Raw genomic sequence first — 20,354 nt, 5'->3', positions numbered from 1 at the left:
CTTCTTTTTTCCGTGTTCTCCGGGCTTCTGTGGTTCAATAAATTAATTTTAAACCGTAGACGCATAGAAAACGTAGAGAAAAAAGCATGATAACGATTGTTAATTTGAATTTAGAGCAAAGCAACGTGACTTATGTGTATAGAATTTGGGCGGGAAATCTGCGGCAATCTTGACATTGCAGAATCGCGGGAGTGGTTAGTGACTAACGGTATTGGTGGTTACGCCTCTGGGACTGTGGCTGGTTTATTGACCCGGCGCTATCACGGACTATTGGTAGCAGCATTGAAACCACCTTTGGGTCGTACTTTAATGCTGACAAAACTAGATGAAACTGTATTGTATGGCGATCGCGCAGTTCCTTTGCAGGAGGCTCGCTCTTTTTCTCTAGACACCAATCGTTGGGCAGATGGGATTGTCAGTCCCGACGGTTATCAGCATATTGAACGTTTTTCTCTGGAAGGTACAATTCCTCTATGGCGTTTTGCTGTTGCCGATGCCTTATTAGAAAAACGGGTGTGGATGCAACAAGGCGCGAACACAACTTATGTCCAATATACTTTGCGTCGTGCCACTCAACCGCTAAAGTTGACGCTCAAAGCAATAGTCAACTACCGCGATTATCACAGCGACACTCAAAACAATGGTTGGCAGATGTCTGTTGAGGAGGTGGAACAGGGGATTTGTGTAACTGCTTATCCGGGTGCTGTACCACTATATGTACTGAGCGATAGGGGTAGTACATTTGTTGTCCACAATTGGTATCATGGCTTTGACTTGGCAGTTGAACGCTATCGGGGATTGAAAGATAAAGAAGACCACCTCCACGCCGCCACTTTTGAAGTTACACTGAATCTTGGCGAAGCGATCGCCTTTGTAGCTAGCACGGAAAAACAACCAAATCTCAACGGTGAAGCTGCACTAAAGTTACGTCGCGCTCAAGAGCAGAAGTTAACTGGATTTTGGAAAACTAATCGACCCCTCAAGACTAAAGAATCACCTAGCTGGATCAACCATCTAGTACTAGCTGCTGACCAGTTTATTGTTGATCGCTCATTGCCAGAAGACCCCCACGGCAAAACCATCATCGCTGGTTATCACTGGTTTAGCGACTGGGGACGCGACACCATGATTAGTCTACCTGGTTTGACAATTTCCACTGGTCGCCCAGAGCTAGCACGCTCGATTCTTCGCACCTTTGCCAGATATGTAGACCAGGGAATGTTACCTAATCGCTTTCCCGATGCGGGTGAGCAACCAGAATATAATACAGTCGATGCCACTCTCTGGTACTTTGAAGCAGTCCGCGCCTACTACAGCGCTACAGACGATGATACTTTGCTTGGTGAACTCTTTCCCATACTTGCAGACATCATTAATTGGCATTGTCGCGGTACACGCTACAACATCCATCTCGATGCCGCCGATGGCTTACTTTATGCAGGCGTTGCTGGTGTACAACTGACCTGGATGGATGCCAAAGTTGACGATTGGGTAGTTACGCCCCGAATTGGCAAACCGATTGAAGTTAACGCCCTCTGGTATAATGCTTTACGGACAATGGCAAAGTTTGCCCGTCAGCTTGGTAAACCACACCAAGAGTATGAAGCAATGGCAGACCGGGCAAAGTATAGATTTTCTCGCTTCTGGAATAACGAGACAGGTTATTGCTATGACGTTTTAGACAGTCCTGATGGTGATGATGCGTTATTGCGTCCTAACCAAATATTTACTGTGTCATTACCAGAAAGTCCGCTCACATCTACCCAGCAAAGGGGTGTGGTGGAAGCTTGTGGGCGAATGCTGCTGACTTCTCATGGGTTGCGATCGCTAGCCCCCGATCATTCCCAATACCAGGGTAAATACGGTGGCAATCAGTATCAACGTGATGGGGCTTACCACCAGGGGACAGTTTGGGGTTGGTTGTTGGGGCCGTTTGTCTTAGCACACCTGCGCGTCTACAAAAATCCTGAGCAGGCTCGTCAATTTTTGGAACCAATGGCTAATCACCTCAACGCGCACGGTGTTGGTAGTCTCAGCGAAATTTTTGATGGTGATGCCCCGATGACTCCACGGGGATGTATTGCCCAAGCGTGGACAGTGGCCGAGGTTTTGCGTGCTTGGTTAGCGACAACGAGTTGATATGGAGAATTTCCTGCTTATCCGACCTGTGGTCTGTCTGCAAAGTCGATTTTGTCAAGAATTTTTAAGAAATTAACATCCTTCAGAAAAGGAAAGACGTAATGCTGAAGTAATCCTCAAAAGTTGATAGACACGCCCTAGTGTTAGGAGAAAATTATGCCGTCAGGAATGATGATCGAAGGCAAGTGGACAACCGATGGGAATAAATCAGATCCCAGTGGTAAGTTCAATGAGACGCCAACAACGTTTCGCGATCGCATAACTGCCGATGGTTCTAGTGGGTTTAAGGCAGAAGCAGGACGCTATCACCTCTATGTTTCCTTGGCGTGTCCGTGGGCGCATCGCACCTTAATTATCCGAGAAATCAAAGGTTTGAATGATGTAATCTCAGTCTCTATCGTCGATCCGATTATGAGCGACAAGGGATGGATGTTTACTGAAGCACCGGGAGCTATTCCTGACTGGGTGAATCATACTGAATATTTGCAAGAGATTTATCTGAAAGCCGATCCCAAATACACAGGACGAGTTACTGTTCCGGTGTTGTGGGATAAGCAAACTCAAACAATCATCAATAACGAATCTCGCGAAATCATGCGGATGTTTGATGTAGAGTTTGGGGAATTGGCAACACAAAAAATAGACTTATGCCCACGCGATCTACAGCATAAGATTGATAAAACGATCGATGCAATCTATCTGCCAATCAATGCTGGTGTATATCGCGCTGGTTTTGCTACTTCGCAAGCAGCTTATGAAGATGCGGTAACAGAACTTTTCGAGAGTTTAGATCGATGGGAAACCATTCTGAACGAGCAGCGATATTTATGTGGCAATCAACTCACCGAAGCCGATATTTGTATGTTTACAACTCTGTATCGCTTCGACTCAGTGTATTACGGTCACTTTAAGTGCAATTTACGGCGAATTATCGACTATCCAAATCTCTGGAATTATCTACTAGACCTATATCAGCGTCCTGAGTTCAAAGCGAGTTGTAATCTAGACTATACCAAGCGCGGCTATTACATGAGTATGACTGATATTAATCCAAATCGAATTGTGGCGAAGGGGCCGATTATTGATTTTGACCAACAGCACGATCGCCAGCGCTTCACTAAGGCGTCTCGTAGAGAAGTTATCGCCCCCTATTCATAGAAAGGAAATTGCACAATCTAACTGGAGTAACACCATGAGCCTTGTATCAGGTATCCACCATGTTGCAGTGGTGACAGCAGATATCGACCGCTTTATCGACTTCTATACTGATGTATTCGAGATGCCAGTAATCTTTCAAGAGACGACCCCAGCTTTTCGTCACGCACTTCTGCTGGCTGGATCGCAGAGCGTGCTTCACGCAGCAGAGATGCCTAATAATGTCCATAGTTCTGGATTGCCGGATATGTTTAGACGAGGACACATCGACCACTTAGCTTTGAATACCCCAACAGAATCAGCATTTCAGATTATCCGCCGCAAACTCATAGATCGAGGTGTGAGTGATGGCGCGATTGCCGACCTTGGCCCAGTACTTAACTTGTCATTTTCCGATCCTGATGGTATGCATATCGAAGTTTGCCTCATCGTCGATGCTTCACTTCAGGGTTTTCACCAACCGCGACCATATCTAGAGACTATCAACCAATAGGTTGAAGTTACCGTTAGCCCCCTTCGCTTTTTGTGGTTAATTAATAGTGTCGCTCTCGTCTGCTTATTTTCAACTTGCGATCGCATTCAGAGAAAATAATCATGATTTATCATATTTTGATCGCAGCCAATTGTTTTGCCCAATATAAAGAGTGTCCCTATGACTGAAATCGAATGTCTATGTCAAAGATGGTATTAATGACTATATCGTTCAAGGTAAAAAAGAGGCAGTCAATCTAAATAAAGTGGGCACAAAAGCATCTGCTGATTATTTGTTAACAGTTGGTGCATTTTCTGACAAATAATTCTGGTAAACGCTCTGTTTATGGTGGAATGCAAAAGTTTCAAAACGATCCATACTGGCAAAATTTGATTTCATCCTATGAGTATTTTCATGGTGATAACGGAGCCGGAATTGGCGCTAGTTATCAAACTGGCTGGACAGGTTTAGTTGCCAAATTAATCCAGCAATTTTGTGAATATGAAGCACAGCATCAAGAACCAGAAATAGAGAAGGATAAAAACGCGATCGCTTTAACATAACAACATCCAAATCTGATTCTCTCTCGCCATAATGGAAAAGGCTTGTTGTTACCACCCCGCCTCGGAATCAATTTCGAGGATTAAAAATTTTAAGGTAATTCTCAGCAGAAATTAATTTAATTACTAGTAAATGCCTTTAGATTATTATTAGACAATAATTCGCGGATTTGAGAGGGCGATGAAATAAAAATATTTAGTAATCTTTTGGGAATGGCTGCACTTTTTACTGTAGGTATGCAACAGAGGTAAGTTCAAATCAGCTATAACTAAAGATGTAGCGGTTAACAGTAACTTTACATTTAGCAATCTGATTTTATTTTTCAAGCTTTATTAAACACTTAAAACGCAACCGGAACAGTGAAGCAAATCATAAAAGTTAGGATAAATATAGATCCATTTTCCTTACAGTCACGCCTCACTGTTGGTATTGCAACATTTTCAGCTTTAGTATTAGGTAGCTTCGCTACATGGACTAGTTGGAAAATGCAGCAAATTTTAGTTGATAGTCATAAATATAATATAGAACAAATTGCCAAGCGCTTGCCGCAAGATGTGCAAATTTATAGTGAAATGATGCAACCTGAAACTGGGTTGCAAAAAGCTATTAATAATTTGGCAAATACCAACATATTATTATGGCTAAAAAGTCCTGATAATAAAATTATAGCAAAATCTACCACTTTGGATTTATTATCTGATACTACGGTAGCTGAATTAATGACCTTGACTAAGATGCCGATTAAACCACAAGTTTACAAAGTGAACCAAAGCTACTTTGTTCTATGTGGTAGTACTGTGCAAGTGCAGGGTAAGTTACTGGGTGAGTTATTTGTAGTCAAGGATATTACCCGCGAACAGAGAATGTTTGTAGTAATGGTGCAGAGTTTAGGTATTACTAGTGTTTTAGCAATTCTTGTTTTAACTGCTGCGATCGCATTTTATATAAAGCGTTCTCTGCAACCTCTACGCCAGCTAAATCAAATGGCTTCTGTAATTTCTGCTGAAGATTTAGGACAAGCGCAGCTATATCTTGATAATGCACCCAGTGAAGTTAAAGAATTAGCTCAAACTTTAACCATGCTGTTATCGCGCCTTTCCCAATCATGGGAGCAAGAACGAGAATTTGTAAGCAATGTTTCTCACGAATTACGCACACCTTTAACGATTGTACATGGTTATTTGCAAAGCGTCTTACGAAGGCAGAATAACTTAACCCAAACTCAACAAGAAGCTTTAGAAACTGCGGCATCAGAAGCTGAACGCACTATTCGTCTGCTTCAAGATTTACTTGATTTAGCACGTGCAGATAGCGGTTATTTATACTTTCAAATGAAATCTTATGTGCTGAATGACTTGGTTGAAGAAGTTGTCATGATGGCAAAAAAATATAGCGATCGCCCAATTACAATCGAGTCAGAAATTTATCCAATTGAGATCAAAGCAGATTATAGCCGCTTTAAACAAGTGTTATTAAATTTAATTGATAATGCCATTAAATATTCTGATGCTGACACACCCATAATTTTTAAGTTATATCGGCTTCCAGATCGGGCTAGTATTCAAGTTTGTGACAAAGGTTATGGCATTCCTTTGCAACAGCAAGCGCGGATATTTGAGAGATTTTATCGTGTAGATGAATCTCGCTCTCATACTACTGGGGGTTGTGGTTTGGGTTTATCGATTGTTAAGACACTTGTAGAAGGTATGGGGGGTAGTGTCAGTGTGGAATCAAAGTTAGGAGAAGGGAGTATGTTTACAATCAGTTTACCTACATATAGTAGCTCTATCTGATTTGATTGCAGACATAGTAAAGATAACAGAGAAATTTGGTGTTGCTGAATTCCAGGATGAAAATGATTTTGCGTGATTTAAAAACCTTTGTAGATACTTTGCAATGCAACATTTCTACACCAATATTCATACATCTAATCAGCAATGCCAGAAATTTAAGCATCGGGTAATCTATTTGGAAGTCCCCCCGTTTCCTGTGAGAATAAAAGCAGCCCTCGTTTAACTGGCAAAGTAGGTTTGGGTTTATCGATTGTGAAACACCTAACCGAAGGTATGGAAGGCAAAATTGCCATCCTTTCAAAGCCAGGTTATGGTAGCACTTTTATTCTCACATTACCTGCTTTAGGAGCAAAAACATGACAGCACATATCCTTTTAGTGGAAGATGAAGTCAAACTGGCGCGATTTGTCGAATTAGAACTTAATAGCGAAGGATACCGGGTAAGTGTCGCCCATGATGGCATCGCAGGCTTGACTATGGCGCGAGACTCCTCACCAGATTTAGCGATTCTGGATTGGATGCTTCCAGGGTTGACGGGTTTAGAAATTTGTCGGCGTTTGCGAACAACAGGTAGTACAGTACCAGTGATTTTGTTGACAGCAAAAGATGAAGTGAGCGATCGCGTCGCTGGATTAGATGCAGGAGCCGATGATTATGTAGTTAAGCCCTTCAGCATTGAAGAACTATTAGCTAGAATTCGCGCTCATCTCCGGCGCACGCAAGAAACAGACGAGGATTTGTTGCAATTTGAAGATTTAAGCTTAAATAGACGGACTCGTGAAGTATTTCGGGAAAAACGAAGCATTCAGTTAACAGCAAAAGAATTTGACTTATTAGAATATCTCCTTTCACATCCCCGTCAAGTATTTACTAGAGATCAAATTTTAGAGAAAGTTTGGGGTTACGATTTCATGGGTGATTCTAATATTATTGAGGTTTATATTCGTTATTTGCGACTCAAGTTAGAAGAAAATAATGAAAGACGTTTGATTCATACAGTCCGTGGTGTAGGCTATGCACTACGGGAGTAATCGTAATGACGTGGTGATTTCGAGAAAAAGCAACATATTGAAGATCCAAGAAAATTATGAAGAAAAAATGGGCTGTTAAACGACTGACAGTAAATCTCACAACCGAGGAAATGAAGAAACTTGAACAATACTGTACTCTCACAGGAAGACCAGCAACAGATGTAATTCGAGAATTGCTCCGAAGTCTTGAGGTTGACAATGCTGAAAACTCTGAGATGGGAACAGCAGACTCAACAATGACTGTTGGCAGTTGGTCAAAATCACACTAACTATCGACTCGAATATAGCGTTTCCTAATCAGAATGAGGTACAACTTAGCCTCACCCTCAACCTCTTGATAAAAAAAGGGGTTAGGGGTGAGGTTTTAATATGTACTTCATGCATCTGGGAACTTCTATATCCCGCCAAATTAACACCTTTACGCCTTTTGCCTTTTCTATGTCTTAACAAGCATCGATTATGGGCATCATAATCCCAGTCCGAATACATCACCTAGCAGCCAGAAAACTATTTGGCAGCCAGTTTTTCATTTATAAATGTAGTATCAACCGATGGCAAATAGTTTTAGACCTTATCTCTTTGTTTCTCGATATAGTTTGTACACTGTGTTTCTTTTGGGATGCCTACAGATTCAATTGGGATTAATCTGTAGCGTAGGTATTTGGATATTATCAGCAGCTAAATTACAAGCAGCCCAAGCACATCAGACCTGGAAATCACCTTTAAAATTGACTGAGCAAGTCACCACAGTTAATCCTGAGTCAGCAGAGCAATACTCAAAACCACTCCCCTATCGGTTAGAGCCAACACCTATTTTGCTGGCGGCACCCGAAAACTTCAATCCTGATTTGCGATTACCGCCATCGCTACCCGAACCACCGCAGCAGAATTCTAGCTCACCACCGCTACCCGAACCACCACAGCAGAATTCTAGTCCACCAACAACTTCCACCAAAGCAAAAACACCGGATGCAGTTTTGGAAAGTATTGATACGGACTATCACTATGAGACAGACAACTTTGGCCAAACTAATTTTTTCCTTGAGCCAACAGTTCAGTTTCGATTGAGAAATGGCAATAAAGTATTTTTCAAGACAGGTTTTAACTTGTTTGAGCAACGGGGTGTTGAATCAGTAACCAATTTTCCCTTGCAAGTTGGATGGCAAGGAAAAATTGGACAAGTGACTCTACAAACAGCAGCTGGAGTCGATGTGTTCAATCGGTTACCCACAGCTCTCAATCTCAATGCTAAGGTGGAGGCTCCCATTTCGCCGCCGCGAGTTTCGTCATCAGGTCGATTGCTATCGGTAGTAGTACTATCAGGTAATTTAGAACAAGGGCCTTATAAATCCAATGCTCGAACTTTAGACAATCAAATTACTGCTTGGCGATTTGGCCCTGATTTGTACTGGCAGATTGACCGTGACACCAGCTTGTTTTCCTCATTGCGTTTGGGTAGTTACAACGATGGTAATTCCGATGTGCAGTCTTTTAGTAGGTTAGAGCGCAAGTTCGGACAATTTTCTTTGGCAGCTAACTTATTCACTTGGAGTTATGATCGCGATTTAGAACGCACAAGCGGTTATTTTTCTCCACCAGATTTCCTAGTTTACAACGGTGAGGTAGCTTGGGAGGGAGATATTACTAATTTCTTACGCTGTCGCCTCGCTGCCAATTTAGGACGACAGCGACTTAAAGGAGAATTTGACAACGCCAATACCTATCAAACGCGCTGTACGGTAAAACTGTCGCCCAATATAGAAGCAGACTTGGGCTATAGCTTTAGTAATGTCCGAAATCAAGAAACCGGGGGAAGTACCTACAGTGGTAATTCCTTGACAGGACAGTTGCGAGTCAAATTTTAACAAAAAAGAATTCAGGAGTCAGAATTCAGAATGAATATAGAATCAAGCGCGCTATATATTTTTGATTTTTTGATTTTCTTAAAATTATAAACTTTGACTATCAAAGTGTTATTAATTTTGACTCCTAACTCCTAACTCCTGGATTCTGAATTCTGAATTCTGAATTCTGTTTTTTAAAATCCAAAATGGTATAAGGCTGAAGAATGAAAGCACCATTACCTGATAACGAAATACAGCGAATCGAATCTCTTTTGGAGTATAAGATTCTCGATACTCCTTCGGAAGCAGCTTTTGACGATCTTACCCGTTTAGCCTCATATATTTGTGGAACTCCCATTGCCTTAATCAGCTTAATTGATACTAATCGTCAGTGGTTCAAGTCAAAAGTTGGTTTGGATGCCCTAGAAACACCCCGCGATTTGGCATTCTGCGCCCATGCTATTCTGCAACCTGAAGTTTTTGTTGTGCCTGATGCCACAGAAGATGAAAGGTTTGCGACAAACCCGTTTGTTACCTCTGACCCAAATGTTCGGTTTTATGCTGGTGTACCGCTGACGAACCCTGAAGGATATGCACTAGGAACACTTTGTGTAATTGACCATGTAGCAAGAAACCTCTCTCCAGAACAACTTGAAGCATTACGAATTCTCGGTCGCCAGGTAATTAAACAACTAGAAATGCGCCGCACTTTAGCAAGTTTAGTATTAGCGAGTGATACACGCAAACAGGCGCAGAAGACACGCAAACAATTTTTTCAAAGAATAGCCGGAGGGTTTGGATTAGCATCAGCAATTTTAATTTTGATTGGCGTGATTTCCTATCAAAACACACGTATATTGATTGATACGAATAAGCAAGTACAAAAAACCCAAGAGAAAATCAATAAACTAGAAGAATTACTGTCTGAGATGAAAGATGCTGAAACTGGACAACGCGGTTACATCCTCACTGGACAAGAAAGTTATCTAGAACCCTATGAAGCAGTAGTTGGAAACATCGATCGCAAAATTGTAGAACTGAAGGATTTAATCGCAGATCAACCTAACCAACAAAAACAGTTCGTAACCCTTGAACCTCTGATAGCTGCAAAACTTGCCATACTCAAGCAGACTATATACCTGCGTCAAAATCAGGGATTCGAGGCGGCGTTGCAGGTAATCCAGACAAATCAAGGAAAACATCTCATGGATGATATTCGCAAGATCGTCCATGAGATAGAGAATGAGGATAGAGGGTTGCTTCAACAGCAGTCACAAGCTGCAAAGACCAGTGCTAACTACACGGTTTTGACACTGGCGATCGCTATAAGCCTAAGTTTTTTGATTCTGGCTATAGTCTACTACTTTATTTATCGTGAGGGAAAAGAGCGGAAATTAACAGAGGAAACACTGAATCAAGAACGCAACTTTATCTCAGCAGTCCTTGATACAACCAGCGCTTTGGTAATAGTTCTTGACCCGAAAGGGCAAATCGTTCGCTTCAATCAAGCTTGTGAACAAATTACTGGTTACTCATTTGATGAGGTGAAAGGAAGGCTTTTCTGGAACCTGTTTCTACTTCCTGAAGAAATCGGGCCGATTAAAGCCGTTTTTGAGCAGTTGCGATCTGGTGAAGCGCCCAAAGAATACGAAAACTATTGGGTAACTAAGGATGGCAGGCGGCGGCTGATTTCTTGGACTAACACTACCTTGCAAGATTATGAGGGTCACGTTGAATACATTGTTGCTACAGGTATTGACATCAGCGATGTCTTTGAGGAACTTCGCTTACGCCAACGAACTGAACAGCATCTGAAAGCAGAGTATGTTACAACCCGTGTCTTGGCAGAGTCAACCACAATCAATGAAGGCATGCCCCAAATCTTGCAAGGAATCTGCGAAAGTTTGGGATGGGATTTAAGTGAATTTTGGATGCTAGATCGGCAAGCAAATCTACTGTCTTTGCTAAATTCATGGTATAAAATCTCCTTCGAGATGCAAGAATTTGACATCCTCAGTCGGCAGACCACGTTTGCATCAGGAATTGGGCTGCCTGGTCGTGTCTGGGCTAGTCTTGAACCTGTTTGGATCGCTGATGTCGTTAAAGATCGGAGTTTTATCCGCTCTGAAATGGCTGCCGAAGCAGAACTGCACGGAGCTTTCGGTTTTCCGATCCGTAGTGGTAAAAAAATCATCGGTGTTATTACCTGCTTTAGCCATGAAATCCAACAAGCTGACCCAGATTTGGCAAAAGTCATGAATTCTATTGGTGAGCAAGTAGGGCAGTTTATTGAGCGCAAGCAGGCAGAAGAACAACTCCAACGCCAAAACTTGCGATCGCAACTATTTACTGAAATCACCCTCAAAATTCGTCAGTCTTTGCAAATCAAAGAAATTCTCCAAATCACTGTAACCGAGGTGCAAAAAATTCTCCATAGCGACCGAGTTTTGATTTATCAGCCAAAGGCTGATGGCTCTGGAGCCACCGTGGTTGAGGCAGTAATTTCTGGCTGGCTGACAATTAAAGAGAAAGAGCTAGTCGATACTTACTTTCAAGCCGAATACATCCAGCAGTACTATCTACAGCAGTACCGTCAAAAACCGAATCTGGGGCTTGCTGACTTAGATATAGCTGAAGTCCAAAAAAACCATCTTGAATTACTGCAACAATTTGGAGTCCAGTGTAATTTAGTCATACCCATTCTTGTCAAAGAAGAACTCTGCGGTTTACTAATTGTCCATCAGTGTGGCAGTTCTCGCCAATGGTCTAGCTTTGAAACTCACCTTTTACGGCAAATAGCTGACCAAGTAGGTATTGCTTTAGCCCAAGCCCAAATGTTAGATGCAGAAACTCAACAGCGACGAGAACTCGAAATTGCTCGTCACCAAGCTGAATTAGCTTCTCAAACCAAAAGTGCCTTTTTGGCCAACATGAGCCATGAAATTCGGACTCCCATGAATGCTGTCTTGGGAATGACAAGCTTAATGTTAGAAACTCCCCTAAACTCCGAGCAGCGGGATTTTATGGAAACAATTCGCATTAGTGGTGATGCTCTCTTAAGCCTGATTAACGAAATTTTGGATCTGTCCAAACTTGAGGCTGGGGAAATGGCACTAGAAACTCTAGATTTTGACTTATCTACCTGTGTAGAAGAGGTGTTGGAATTATTGGCTCCCTCAGCCCATCATAAGGGATTAGAAATTGCAGGATTAATCTATAGCAACGTCCCCACCCAGCTCCAAGGCGATGCTGGCCGCTTGCGACAAATTCTTATGAACCTGATTAGCAATGCGATCAAGTTCACCAGCAATGGAGAGGTAGTATTACGAGCAGAATTGCGTACGCTTTCCCTGACTACAGCCACCATCTATTTTGCCATCATAGATAGTGGTCTTGGCATTACCCCTGAAGATCAATCCAAACTCTTTAAGCCATTTACTCAAGTAGATGCTTCCACCACCCGTAAATATGGCGGCACAGGTTTGGGATTAGCCATCTGCAAGCAACTGGTAAGCTTGATGGGAGGAGAAATGGGCGTAGAAAGTCGCTTAGGGAAAGGATCTAAGTTTTGGTTTGAAGTAACTCTCGCCAAGCAACTTGACCCTATTTCCTTAGAAGGCGAACGCGAACTTTTGCTGAATCGGCGCTTGTTAGTGGTGGATGATAATGCTACTAATCGCAAAATCATCTACCATCAAGCTACCCGTTGGGGGATGCTGGTGGATCAAGCTGCTTCGGCTACTACTGCTCTCAAAGCTATTCACGAAGCCGCCAAGCAAAAAAATTTTTATGACATAGCTGTGATTGATATGCAGATGCCAGAAATAGATGGCATGACTTTAGGAGAACAAATTAAAGCAAATTCAGCGATCGCTGGGCTACCTTTAATTATGCTTACCTCTACTAATCAACGCGATGAAATCCAGCGATCGCTAAAAATAGGATTTGCGGCTTATTTAGTCAAACCTGTTAAGCCGTCCCGACTCCTTGATACCATCATGACTATTTTAGGAACGCAGCCAGAAGAGGAGTCAGAAGTCAGAATTCAGGAGTTAGAATGGGCTACGCCCCCCTTCTCTACGAGACGCTGCGCGAACGCTAACAGAAGTCAGGATTTAAAACTGAAAAATTCTGAAAACAACCGCAACTATTATTCTCCTGACTCCCCCAAACTTAGAATTCTCTTAGCTGAAGATAATTTGGTGAATCAGAAAGTTGCTTTGAAGCAACTCCAAAGCCTGGGTTATAGTGCTGATGTTGCTGGTAATGGGAAAGAAGTTTTGCAGCTATTAGAAAAAATTCCCTACGATTTAATTCTGATGGATTGCCAAATGCCAGTTCTCGACGGTTTAGAAACCACAAAAGAAATTCATCGTTGGCAAGAAAGCTACTTTGCCAGTGGTTATCGTCCTGTGGTAATTGCAATGACAGCTAATGCGATGAAAGAAGACCAACAAATGTGTCTAGATGCCGGAATGGATGACTATTTGAGCAAGCCAGTAATAAAAGAAAAATTGGCGAGAGCGCTAGAGCGTTGGGGAAATCTGATATTCGAGGCAAAAGAAACAGCTGCCACAGAGCAGACAGTTTGTCCAACAGATGTCGGTGCAGTTAACCTCCCAATTGATTGGGAACGCTTGCATGAACTTTCAGAAAATAACCCAGAATTTGAATTGGAACTACTGCAAATATTTGTTGAGGATATTCAACCTCGTCTAGAGTTAATTAAAATAGCGATCGCAGATCATGACTTTGAGCAAATAGCGCTCCAAGGGCATCAAATTAAAGGTGCTAGTGCCAATATGGGAGTTACAACCATGCATCTGGCAGCAGAAAAACTAGAACAACTAGCTTACAACCAAGAGCGTCGAGGTACAACTAATTTAATCGTAGAGTTAGAAGACTTTGTTAAACGCATCCAAGAATTTTTGAACTGTAAAGATAGTAACGCCAAAAACTTAAAAAATAATAATATTTATTAATAAATTAACGGAGCAGTTTTTTCTGAGTAAGTTATGAAAAACACTTATTTTCCATTTCTCACTACTCATTTCCTATTTTACAGATAGAAATTGTGAACGATTGGGAATAATAACAAAGTATATTCGGTGAGTTAGCTGTATCATAAGCTAAGAATTTTTAGCCTAAATGTCAGTTAAATGCATCACCTATTATTCCCAATTGATTCCCGAAAAGTGAGGTTTTATTAATGAGTCAGATGAGTAGAGACGATGTACGAGAAAGACTTGGCAATATCGATCAGATCCGCGATATTATTCTTGGAACACAGCTAAGAGAGTACGAAAATCGATTTAGCAAGCTGGAGTCAGATATATCTCTCCTGCAACAACAGACGCGATTGCATGTCGAGCAACTCAAGTCCAACTTTTCGGCTGAACTAAAAGCGGGGTTTGAGTCGCTGGATAAAAAGCTGAAGTCACTTAACCTAGCAACTCAAGAAGAAACTCTTGACTTACGGCAACAGGTTGATAGACTTAATAAAAAATTCTCTAGCAGCGTTCAGTCGCTTGATGAAACCTTAGATAGCCAAACTACTTCGATTCGAGATGAAATATTTCAAACTAAAGTCCAATTACAAGATGATGTTACGGCATTACGGGATCTGATTTTAGAAGAAATAGATCGACGCTTCTCGCAGTTGACAGACACGAAAGTTTCTAAAGACGATATGGCTGAAACTTTGTTTGCCTTGGGAATGCGTCTGAAAGAAACTGAATTTATTCCTAAATTGCGAGAAGCAGCCAATGAACGCAGCGACGAATATACTGCTGTACCGCTTCTAGAAACTACAAAGTTATCAAAAGTAAGTGTTAACTCACTCTAACAGTACAGCAGAATTACATTCATAATAAAGTAAAGAGAGATGAAGGAGATAATGACTCCAAACTCCAAACTAATAACCCCTAACTTAGCACGGGCGAAACGCCCCGCTACTGCTAATACCAATTTTTTATGAAGCTGCATAGAATTCGATCCCCCCTAGCCCCCTTATTAAGGGGGGGAACCGGAAAAACATCTATCAAAGTCCCCCTTTTTAAGGGGGATTTAGGGGGATCGAGATATGTGCAACTTCACATTAAATTGGTATAACAGCACGGGCGAAACACCCCGCTACCTCTAACAGCACTCTAAAAAGGATAACTCAGGTGGAAAATTCGGTTTCTCAATCTGTTGAGTTGAAGTCAGAAACAGTTGTGCAGCTTGACAATTTGCTGCATTTGCTTGTCGAACTCAAAATTATCGAATCCCCTGAGCAATCTCCTTTATTACCATCAGAAACTGATAATAGTAATGAGTATATTCCAGAAGAAATTGAATTACTGCAACTTCCTCCAGTGACATTAGAAGTATGTGAAGCTTATTTAGAATCGAATTTTAATTTTCCTCAAGATATATCTAATTACTCACAAACTACTCAAGAAGAATTAGAAGAATCTATTGAAATATTTACAGAATTTGAGGAAAAATTAGATAACTCAGAGGATGCATTGCAAAAATTACGGGAGATATTGGTCGGATATGAGCTAGCAGAAATAAACAATATTACAGATAAGTTGGAACAAAAATTAACAAAAATAGAGCATCAAATTTATGACCCTAAAGAGCTAATAAATCTACTACTACCGTGGATTTCTGAGCTTTTGAGGCTGAAGATTACAGAATCGAGAGAGGAAATTGTCGAGATAATTGCTCCTATTATCGATGAGACTATCCGCAGTCGCACTGAACAGGATAAAGTTAGCATGAGTAGAGCGATCGCACCTGTAATTCCTCTAGCTATTTCTCAACAGATTATTATAGCTCCAGAAGAAGTTTCAGATGCGATCGCTCCGGCAATGGGACGAGCCATAAAAAAGCAAATTGAAATTGAGCAGAATATTGTGGTGGATGCACTCTACCCAATTATTGGTAGTACCATAGCCAAATATATGGCAGAGACAATCCGTGCCATTAACCGACAAGTTGAAGAAACCCTCAGCGTTGAAGGTATCAAACGTAAAATTCGTGCCAAGCTACAGGGAGTTTCAGAAGCAGAATTAATTCTTAAAGAAGCTCTACCATTTACCATTCAAGCCATTTTCTTAATTCATAAAGCATCTGGTTTAGTTATCTCAGATATTCAGCACTCTGATGTAGAACAGCTAGAGGCTGAAATGGTAGCAGGAATGCTGACAGCAATTCGTAGCTTTGCTAATGATTGCATCAATCAATCTGGAAGCATAACAGAATTAGATGCAATTGAATACGGGACATCCAAAATAATTTTAGAAGTTGCAGGATACTGTTATTTAGCGATTGTTGTGCGCGGAGAGCCGAGCAAAAACTTTATTGGGAAAATGCGGCAAGCTTTCAGCACAATCGTTAAAAAGTATGGTGATTTAATTGAAAAATTTGACGGCGATCCAGATTTAATTCCCCTTGAAGGTCATACAATTCTAGAAAACCTGAAAGATACAGATATTCAGGATAAAAATAAAACAAAAATATCACCGTTACTGATATTAGGTTTAACAGTTATCAGCACCCTTTTCATTCCTTGGGGTATTTGGCAATACCGTAGTGGAGTTATACATTCTATAGAAAATCAAACTTTGTTAGCTCTAACTTCTGTTCCAGAACTAGCAGTATATCGGCTCACTGTAAAAGTAGAACACAACAAATTAAAATTAACAGGACGATTACCTAATCAACTTCTTCGCCAGAAAGCCGAGCAAACTGTCAAAATTACCTCTCCTAATTGGTTAATTGACAATCAAATTTTATTAGTAGAAGTACCAGCAGACCCCGTATTAGCTGCTGCTGAAGTCAAACGAGTCACAGCAGTTTTAAATCAGACTGACGATATAGCAATTTCCGCTCAATACATCGCTGGTAAAGTAGCTGTTGAAGGAACTGTCAACCGAATTGCAGATGCTCAAATTATTGCTAATGCATTTGAACAAATTCCAGGCGTAAAATCTGTGTCTAGTGCGGTGCGAGTAGAACGCCCACAGATTGAAGTTCGATTTTACTTTCAACCCGACTCAGCGAGTTTAATGAAAGCAGATACAGCGCATAAAATTCAACAGGTTAAGTTTTTCCTTAATCAGCACCCAAATAAGCATTTAAAAATCATTAGTTATAGTGACCGTACTAGCACGAACAAATCTCAAAAATTGGCGCTGGCGCGAGCAAAGGCTGTACAACAAGCACTGATTAAATTAGGTATCGAGCCATCTCGCCTACAGGTCATTGGTAGGACAAATTTACCACCAGGAATTGATGAAACTCAACCCTTGTGGTTAAGCCGCTGTGTTGCTCTAGAATCGATAAACAAGCAATTTTAAGTTTATAGTAGCTATGATTTTGATAAAATATTCTCTATTTTTCTTCAACTATGTCTACAATCTCTAAAAAAATATGCTTATTTGGTGATTTTGGTGTTGGTAAAACTAGTCTGATTCGCCAATTTGTAGAGTGTCAGTTTAGTGATGAATACCTTTCAACCGTAGGAGTAAAAATCTCTCGTAAATTGGTTTGTGTTTCCGAAAAAGACCTACTCTTGGAACAAAACTTACAGTTAATAATTTGGGATATTGAAGGCAGTAATAAGTTTAAGGCAGTTGCTAAAAATTATTTTCAAGGTTCTAAAGGTGCTGTGATAGTCGGTGATGTGACACAACCAGAAACGCTCCATCATATCCATGAGCATATTCAAACTTTTTTAGCTGTTAATCCTAACAGCTATATTGTTGTTGCACTGAACAAATCAGATATGATTGCAGCCGAATATTTAGAAAAAATCTGTCAAATGTATCAATTCACCAATCAACCTAATATATTAGATACTTATGTAACTTCAGCTAAAACTGGCAATAATGTTGACAAAATCTTTCAAGCTTTAGCCACTCGTTTAATTTAATTAAGATGAATTCATTTTTGACAAATTTATTATCTGTATGTGGTATTGAATATTTGATAATTGATGAAAACTTCAAGATTCTAGAAATGTCTTTGGGATTAAATCATTTTGCCGATATTCCTCATGAAGTGAAGCTCGGTCAGGATGTTCGGATTGTGTTTCCAGAATTAGAGGGACTGGAAGATATTTTTGATGCAATTCTCCAGGGAGAACAAGATAATTTTGAATTAAAAGGAATTAGGCGATCGCCAGATACGGCTTCTCCTTTATATATTGATATTCGTATTACTAATAATTTCCAAGAACACCATTTTAGCAATCGACTAACCATTGTTGTCGAAGATGCCACAGAACGGATGGTGCTTGAGCAATCTTTATTTCAAGGTGCAAATGAAGCAAATCTTTTATTACGTAACTTAAAGGCTTCTAAACAATATATTGACCAAATTGTGACATCAATGGCGGATGCCTTGTTAGTGACAACACTATCAGGCGAGATAAAAAAAATGAATTATGCCGCACAAATTTTATTGCAATATAACGAAATAGAGCTTATCGGTCAACCGATCGCAAAAGTGATTAGAGAAGTCAATAAGTATCCATTGACAATTGATGATATTGATATATCCCACAGTCAAGACATAAATTTTTTAGTAAAAGAAGTAGAAACCGTTTGTTATACCAAAAGTGGTAAAACAATTCCCGTAGCTTTTTCATCCTCAATTGTAAAGACAGAAATTGAACATTTTCAAGGTTATGTTTACATTTTGCGAGACATGACTGAACGAAAGCAGGCAGAACTTGCTAAACAGGAATTCTTAGCGATGATTAGCCATGAAGTTCGGACTCCGATCGCATCGGTAATTGGTATGGCCAGTTTGCTCCAATATACTGAATTGACTGCTGAACAGGAAGACTTTGTTGAAACCATTTATACCAGTGGAAATTCTTTACTCAAAATTATTAACGATTTCCTTGACTTCTCCAAAATACAATCGGGCAACTTAGAACTCGAAGAGGAGCCTTTTGCTTTGCGAAATTGCATTAATGAGGCTTTTTATATGCTTGCACCTACAGCTAGAGAAAAAGGTTTAAAACTCATATTTTTAGATAGTCCTCAACTTCCTACTACGATTGTGGGAGATATCACCAGACTGCGCCAAGTCTTGATTAATTTAATCAGTAATGCGATTAAATTTACCGAAACTGGAAGCATAGAAGTTTCAGTTATAACTCACAATAATAGCGATATTAATCATTCTTCTGCTGCAAATACTGACGAAATTCAGTTTAGTATTAAAGATACAGGTATCGGAATTCCACGCGATCGCCTGGAGCGTTTATTTAAAGCTTTCAGTCAAGTTAACTCCTCCATTACTCGACAGTATGGCGGTACTGGCTTAGGTCTTGCCATCTGCAAGCAACTGTGCGAGTTAATGGGTGGCAGAATTTGGGTTGAAAGTGAACTTAATGCAGGTAGCACATTTTACTTTACGATTGCCGCTTCTGTTATTCCAGAAGAGTCAGAAGGAGCCAGTGTGGTCTTCTCCCAACAGGAGATACCAAAAGCGATCGAGTCTCCCCAAGTGGAGCAACTGGCGTTCAGAAGTCAGGAGTTATTAAGCGTCCCCGCGTCTTCTTCCACGTCTCCTGACCTACATAAATTAAGAATTCTTTTAACTGAAGATAATCTGGTGAATCAGAAAATAGCCTTGAAGCAACTCAAAAGCCTGGGCTACAGTGCTGATGTCGCTAATAATGGGAAAGAAGCGTTGCAGCTATTAGAAAAAATTCCCTATGATTTAATTCTGATGGATTGCCAAATGCCGATTCTCGACGGTTTGGAAACCACAAAACAAATTCATCGTTGGCAAGAAAGCAGCTTTGCTAGTGGTCGTCGTCCTGTGGTAATTGCGATGACAGCTAATGCAATGAAACAAGACAAACAAATGTGTCTAGATGCTGGAATGGACGACTATTTGAGCAAGCCAGTAATGAAAGAAAATTTGGCAGCAACGTTAGAGCATTGGGGAAGTGTGATATTCAAGGCAAAAGAAACAGCTGCTATAGAGCAGAAAGTTTCTACAACAGATATAGATTCAGTTGACCTCCCAATTGATTGGGAACGCTTGCATCAACTTTCAGAAAATAACCCAGAATTTGAATTGGAACTACTGCAAATATTTGTTGAAGATATTCAACCTCGTCTAGAGGTCATTAAAATAGCGATCACAGCTCACGACTTTGAGCAAATAGCGCTCCAAGGCCATCAAATTAAAGGTTCTAGTGCCAATATGGGAGTTACAACCATGCATCTAGCAGCAGAAAAACTAGAACAATTAGCGATAAACCAAGAGCGTCAAGGTACCACTCACTTAATCTTAGAGTTAGAAGAGTTTATTAAACGCATCCAAGAGTTTTTAATTATGAGTTAGT

At 40.7% G+C, this 20,354-nt stretch carries 12 protein-coding genes and 2 pseudogenes; all 14 read left to right on the top strand.

The features are described from left to right. Positions 1–132 precede the first annotated feature (132 nt). The 14 genes and pseudogenes from HWQ40_RS03500 (at position 133) to HWQ40_RS03435 (ending at position 20,353) form a co-directional block, all read left to right on the top strand. Positions 133–2,139, top strand: a complete 2,007-nt coding sequence (locus HWQ40_RS03500; protein ID WP_292774984.1) for an amylo-alpha-1,6-glucosidase — start codon at positions 133–135, stop codon at positions 2,137–2,139. Between the two features lie 156 nt (positions 2,140–2,295). Then, the gene (locus tag HWQ40_RS03495) at positions 2,296–3,297 is read left to right on the top strand and encodes a glutathione S-transferase family protein (RefSeq protein ID WP_292774983.1); all 1,002 of its coding nucleotides are present in this window, start codon (positions 2,296–2,298) and stop codon (positions 3,295–3,297) included. A 34-nt stretch (positions 3,298–3,331) separates the two neighbouring features. Further along, on the top strand, positions 3,332–3,787 hold the full coding sequence (locus HWQ40_RS03490; protein ID WP_292774982.1) for a VOC family protein: 456 nt from the start codon (positions 3,332–3,334) through the stop codon (positions 3,785–3,787). 290 nt (positions 3,788–4,077) lie between these two features. Then, positions 4,078–4,329 (top strand): annotated as a pseudogene (locus tag HWQ40_RS03485) (hypothetical protein); the annotation flags it as partial. 357 nt (positions 4,330–4,686) lie between these two features. Continuing rightward, positions 4,687–6,120: a HAMP domain-containing sensor histidine kinase gene (locus HWQ40_RS03480; protein ID WP_292774981.1), complete on the top strand. Its 1,434-nt coding sequence runs from the start codon at positions 4,687–4,689 to the stop codon at positions 6,118–6,120. A gap of 216 nt (positions 6,121–6,336) precedes the next feature. Then, positions 6,337–6,480: pseudogene (locus HWQ40_RS03475) on the top strand (ATP-binding protein); the annotation flags it as partial. Then, the gene (locus HWQ40_RS03470; protein WP_292774979.1) at positions 6,477–7,151 is read left to right on the top strand and encodes a response regulator transcription factor; all 675 of its coding nucleotides are present in this window, start codon (positions 6,477–6,479) and stop codon (positions 7,149–7,151) included. The pseudogene HWQ40_RS03475 and the gene HWQ40_RS03470, both read left to right, overlap by 4 nt. Positions 7,152–7,207: 56 nt before the next feature. Continuing rightward, positions 7,208–7,420, top strand: coding sequence for a CopG family transcriptional regulator (locus tag HWQ40_RS03465; protein WP_292774978.1), 213 nt, complete (start codon positions 7,208–7,210; stop codon positions 7,418–7,420). 282 nt (positions 7,421–7,702) lie between these two features. Then, entirely contained in the window at positions 7,703–9,016 is a 1,314-nt protein-coding gene (locus HWQ40_RS03460) for a hypothetical protein (RefSeq protein ID WP_292774977.1), read from the top strand. A 203-nt stretch (positions 9,017–9,219) separates the two neighbouring features. Beyond that, positions 9,220–13,977, top strand: coding sequence for a response regulator (locus HWQ40_RS03455; RefSeq protein WP_292774976.1), 4,758 nt, complete (start codon positions 9,220–9,222; stop codon positions 13,975–13,977). Between the two features lie 227 nt (positions 13,978–14,204). After that, positions 14,205–14,840 (top strand): hypothetical protein, encoded by a 636-nt coding sequence (locus HWQ40_RS03450; RefSeq protein WP_292774975.1) that lies wholly within the window; start codon positions 14,205–14,207, stop codon positions 14,838–14,840. 322 nt (positions 14,841–15,162) lie between these two features. Beyond that, positions 15,163–17,343: an OmpA family protein gene (locus tag HWQ40_RS03445; protein ID WP_292774974.1), complete on the top strand. Its 2,181-nt coding sequence runs from the start codon at positions 15,163–15,165 to the stop codon at positions 17,341–17,343. 50 nt (positions 17,344–17,393) lie between these two features. Continuing rightward, positions 17,394–17,918 carry a Rab family GTPase gene (locus HWQ40_RS03440; RefSeq protein WP_292774973.1) on the top strand — a complete coding sequence of 175 codons (525 nt, stop codon included), beginning with the start codon at positions 17,394–17,396 and terminating at the stop codon, positions 17,916–17,918. Between the two features lie 17 nt (positions 17,919–17,935). Further along, entirely contained in the window at positions 17,936–20,353 is a 2,418-nt protein-coding gene (locus tag HWQ40_RS03435; RefSeq protein WP_292774972.1) for an ATP-binding protein, read from the top strand. Position 20,354: the final 1 nt, after the last annotated feature.

The sequence above is a fragment of the Nostoc sp. NMS9 genome (assembly GCF_017114995.1).
Taxonomy (GTDB): Bacteria; Cyanobacteriota; Cyanobacteriia; order Cyanobacteriales; family Nostocaceae; genus Nostoc.
Note: the sequence above shows the minus strand (reverse complement) of the source record. Positions and strands in the feature narration are given on the sequence as shown.

Coding starts and splice junctions, on each gene's coding strand:
- HWQ40_RS03460 (WP_292774977.1), top strand. CDS start 7,703: ATGGCAAATAGTTTTAGACCTTATCTCTTTGTTTCTCGATATAGTTTG.
- HWQ40_RS03500 (WP_292774984.1), top strand. CDS start 133: ATGTGTATAGAATTTGGGCGGGAAATCTGCGGCAATCTTGACATTGCA.
- HWQ40_RS03470 (WP_292774979.1), top strand. CDS start 6,477: ATGACAGCACATATCCTTTTAGTGGAAGATGAAGTCAAACTGGCGCGA.
- HWQ40_RS03455 (WP_292774976.1), top strand. CDS start 9,220: ATGAAAGCACCATTACCTGATAACGAAATACAGCGAATCGAATCTCTT.
- HWQ40_RS03490 (WP_292774982.1), top strand. CDS start 3,332: ATGAGCCTTGTATCAGGTATCCACCATGTTGCAGTGGTGACAGCAGAT.
- HWQ40_RS03495 (WP_292774983.1), top strand. CDS start 2,296: ATGCCGTCAGGAATGATGATCGAAGGCAAGTGGACAACCGATGGGAAT.
- HWQ40_RS03465 (WP_292774978.1), top strand. CDS start 7,208: ATGAAGAAAAAATGGGCTGTTAAACGACTGACAGTAAATCTCACAACC.
- HWQ40_RS03440 (WP_292774973.1), top strand. CDS start 17,394: ATGTCTACAATCTCTAAAAAAATATGCTTATTTGGTGATTTTGGTGTT.
- HWQ40_RS03450 (WP_292774975.1), top strand. CDS start 14,205: ATGAGTCAGATGAGTAGAGACGATGTACGAGAAAGACTTGGCAATATC.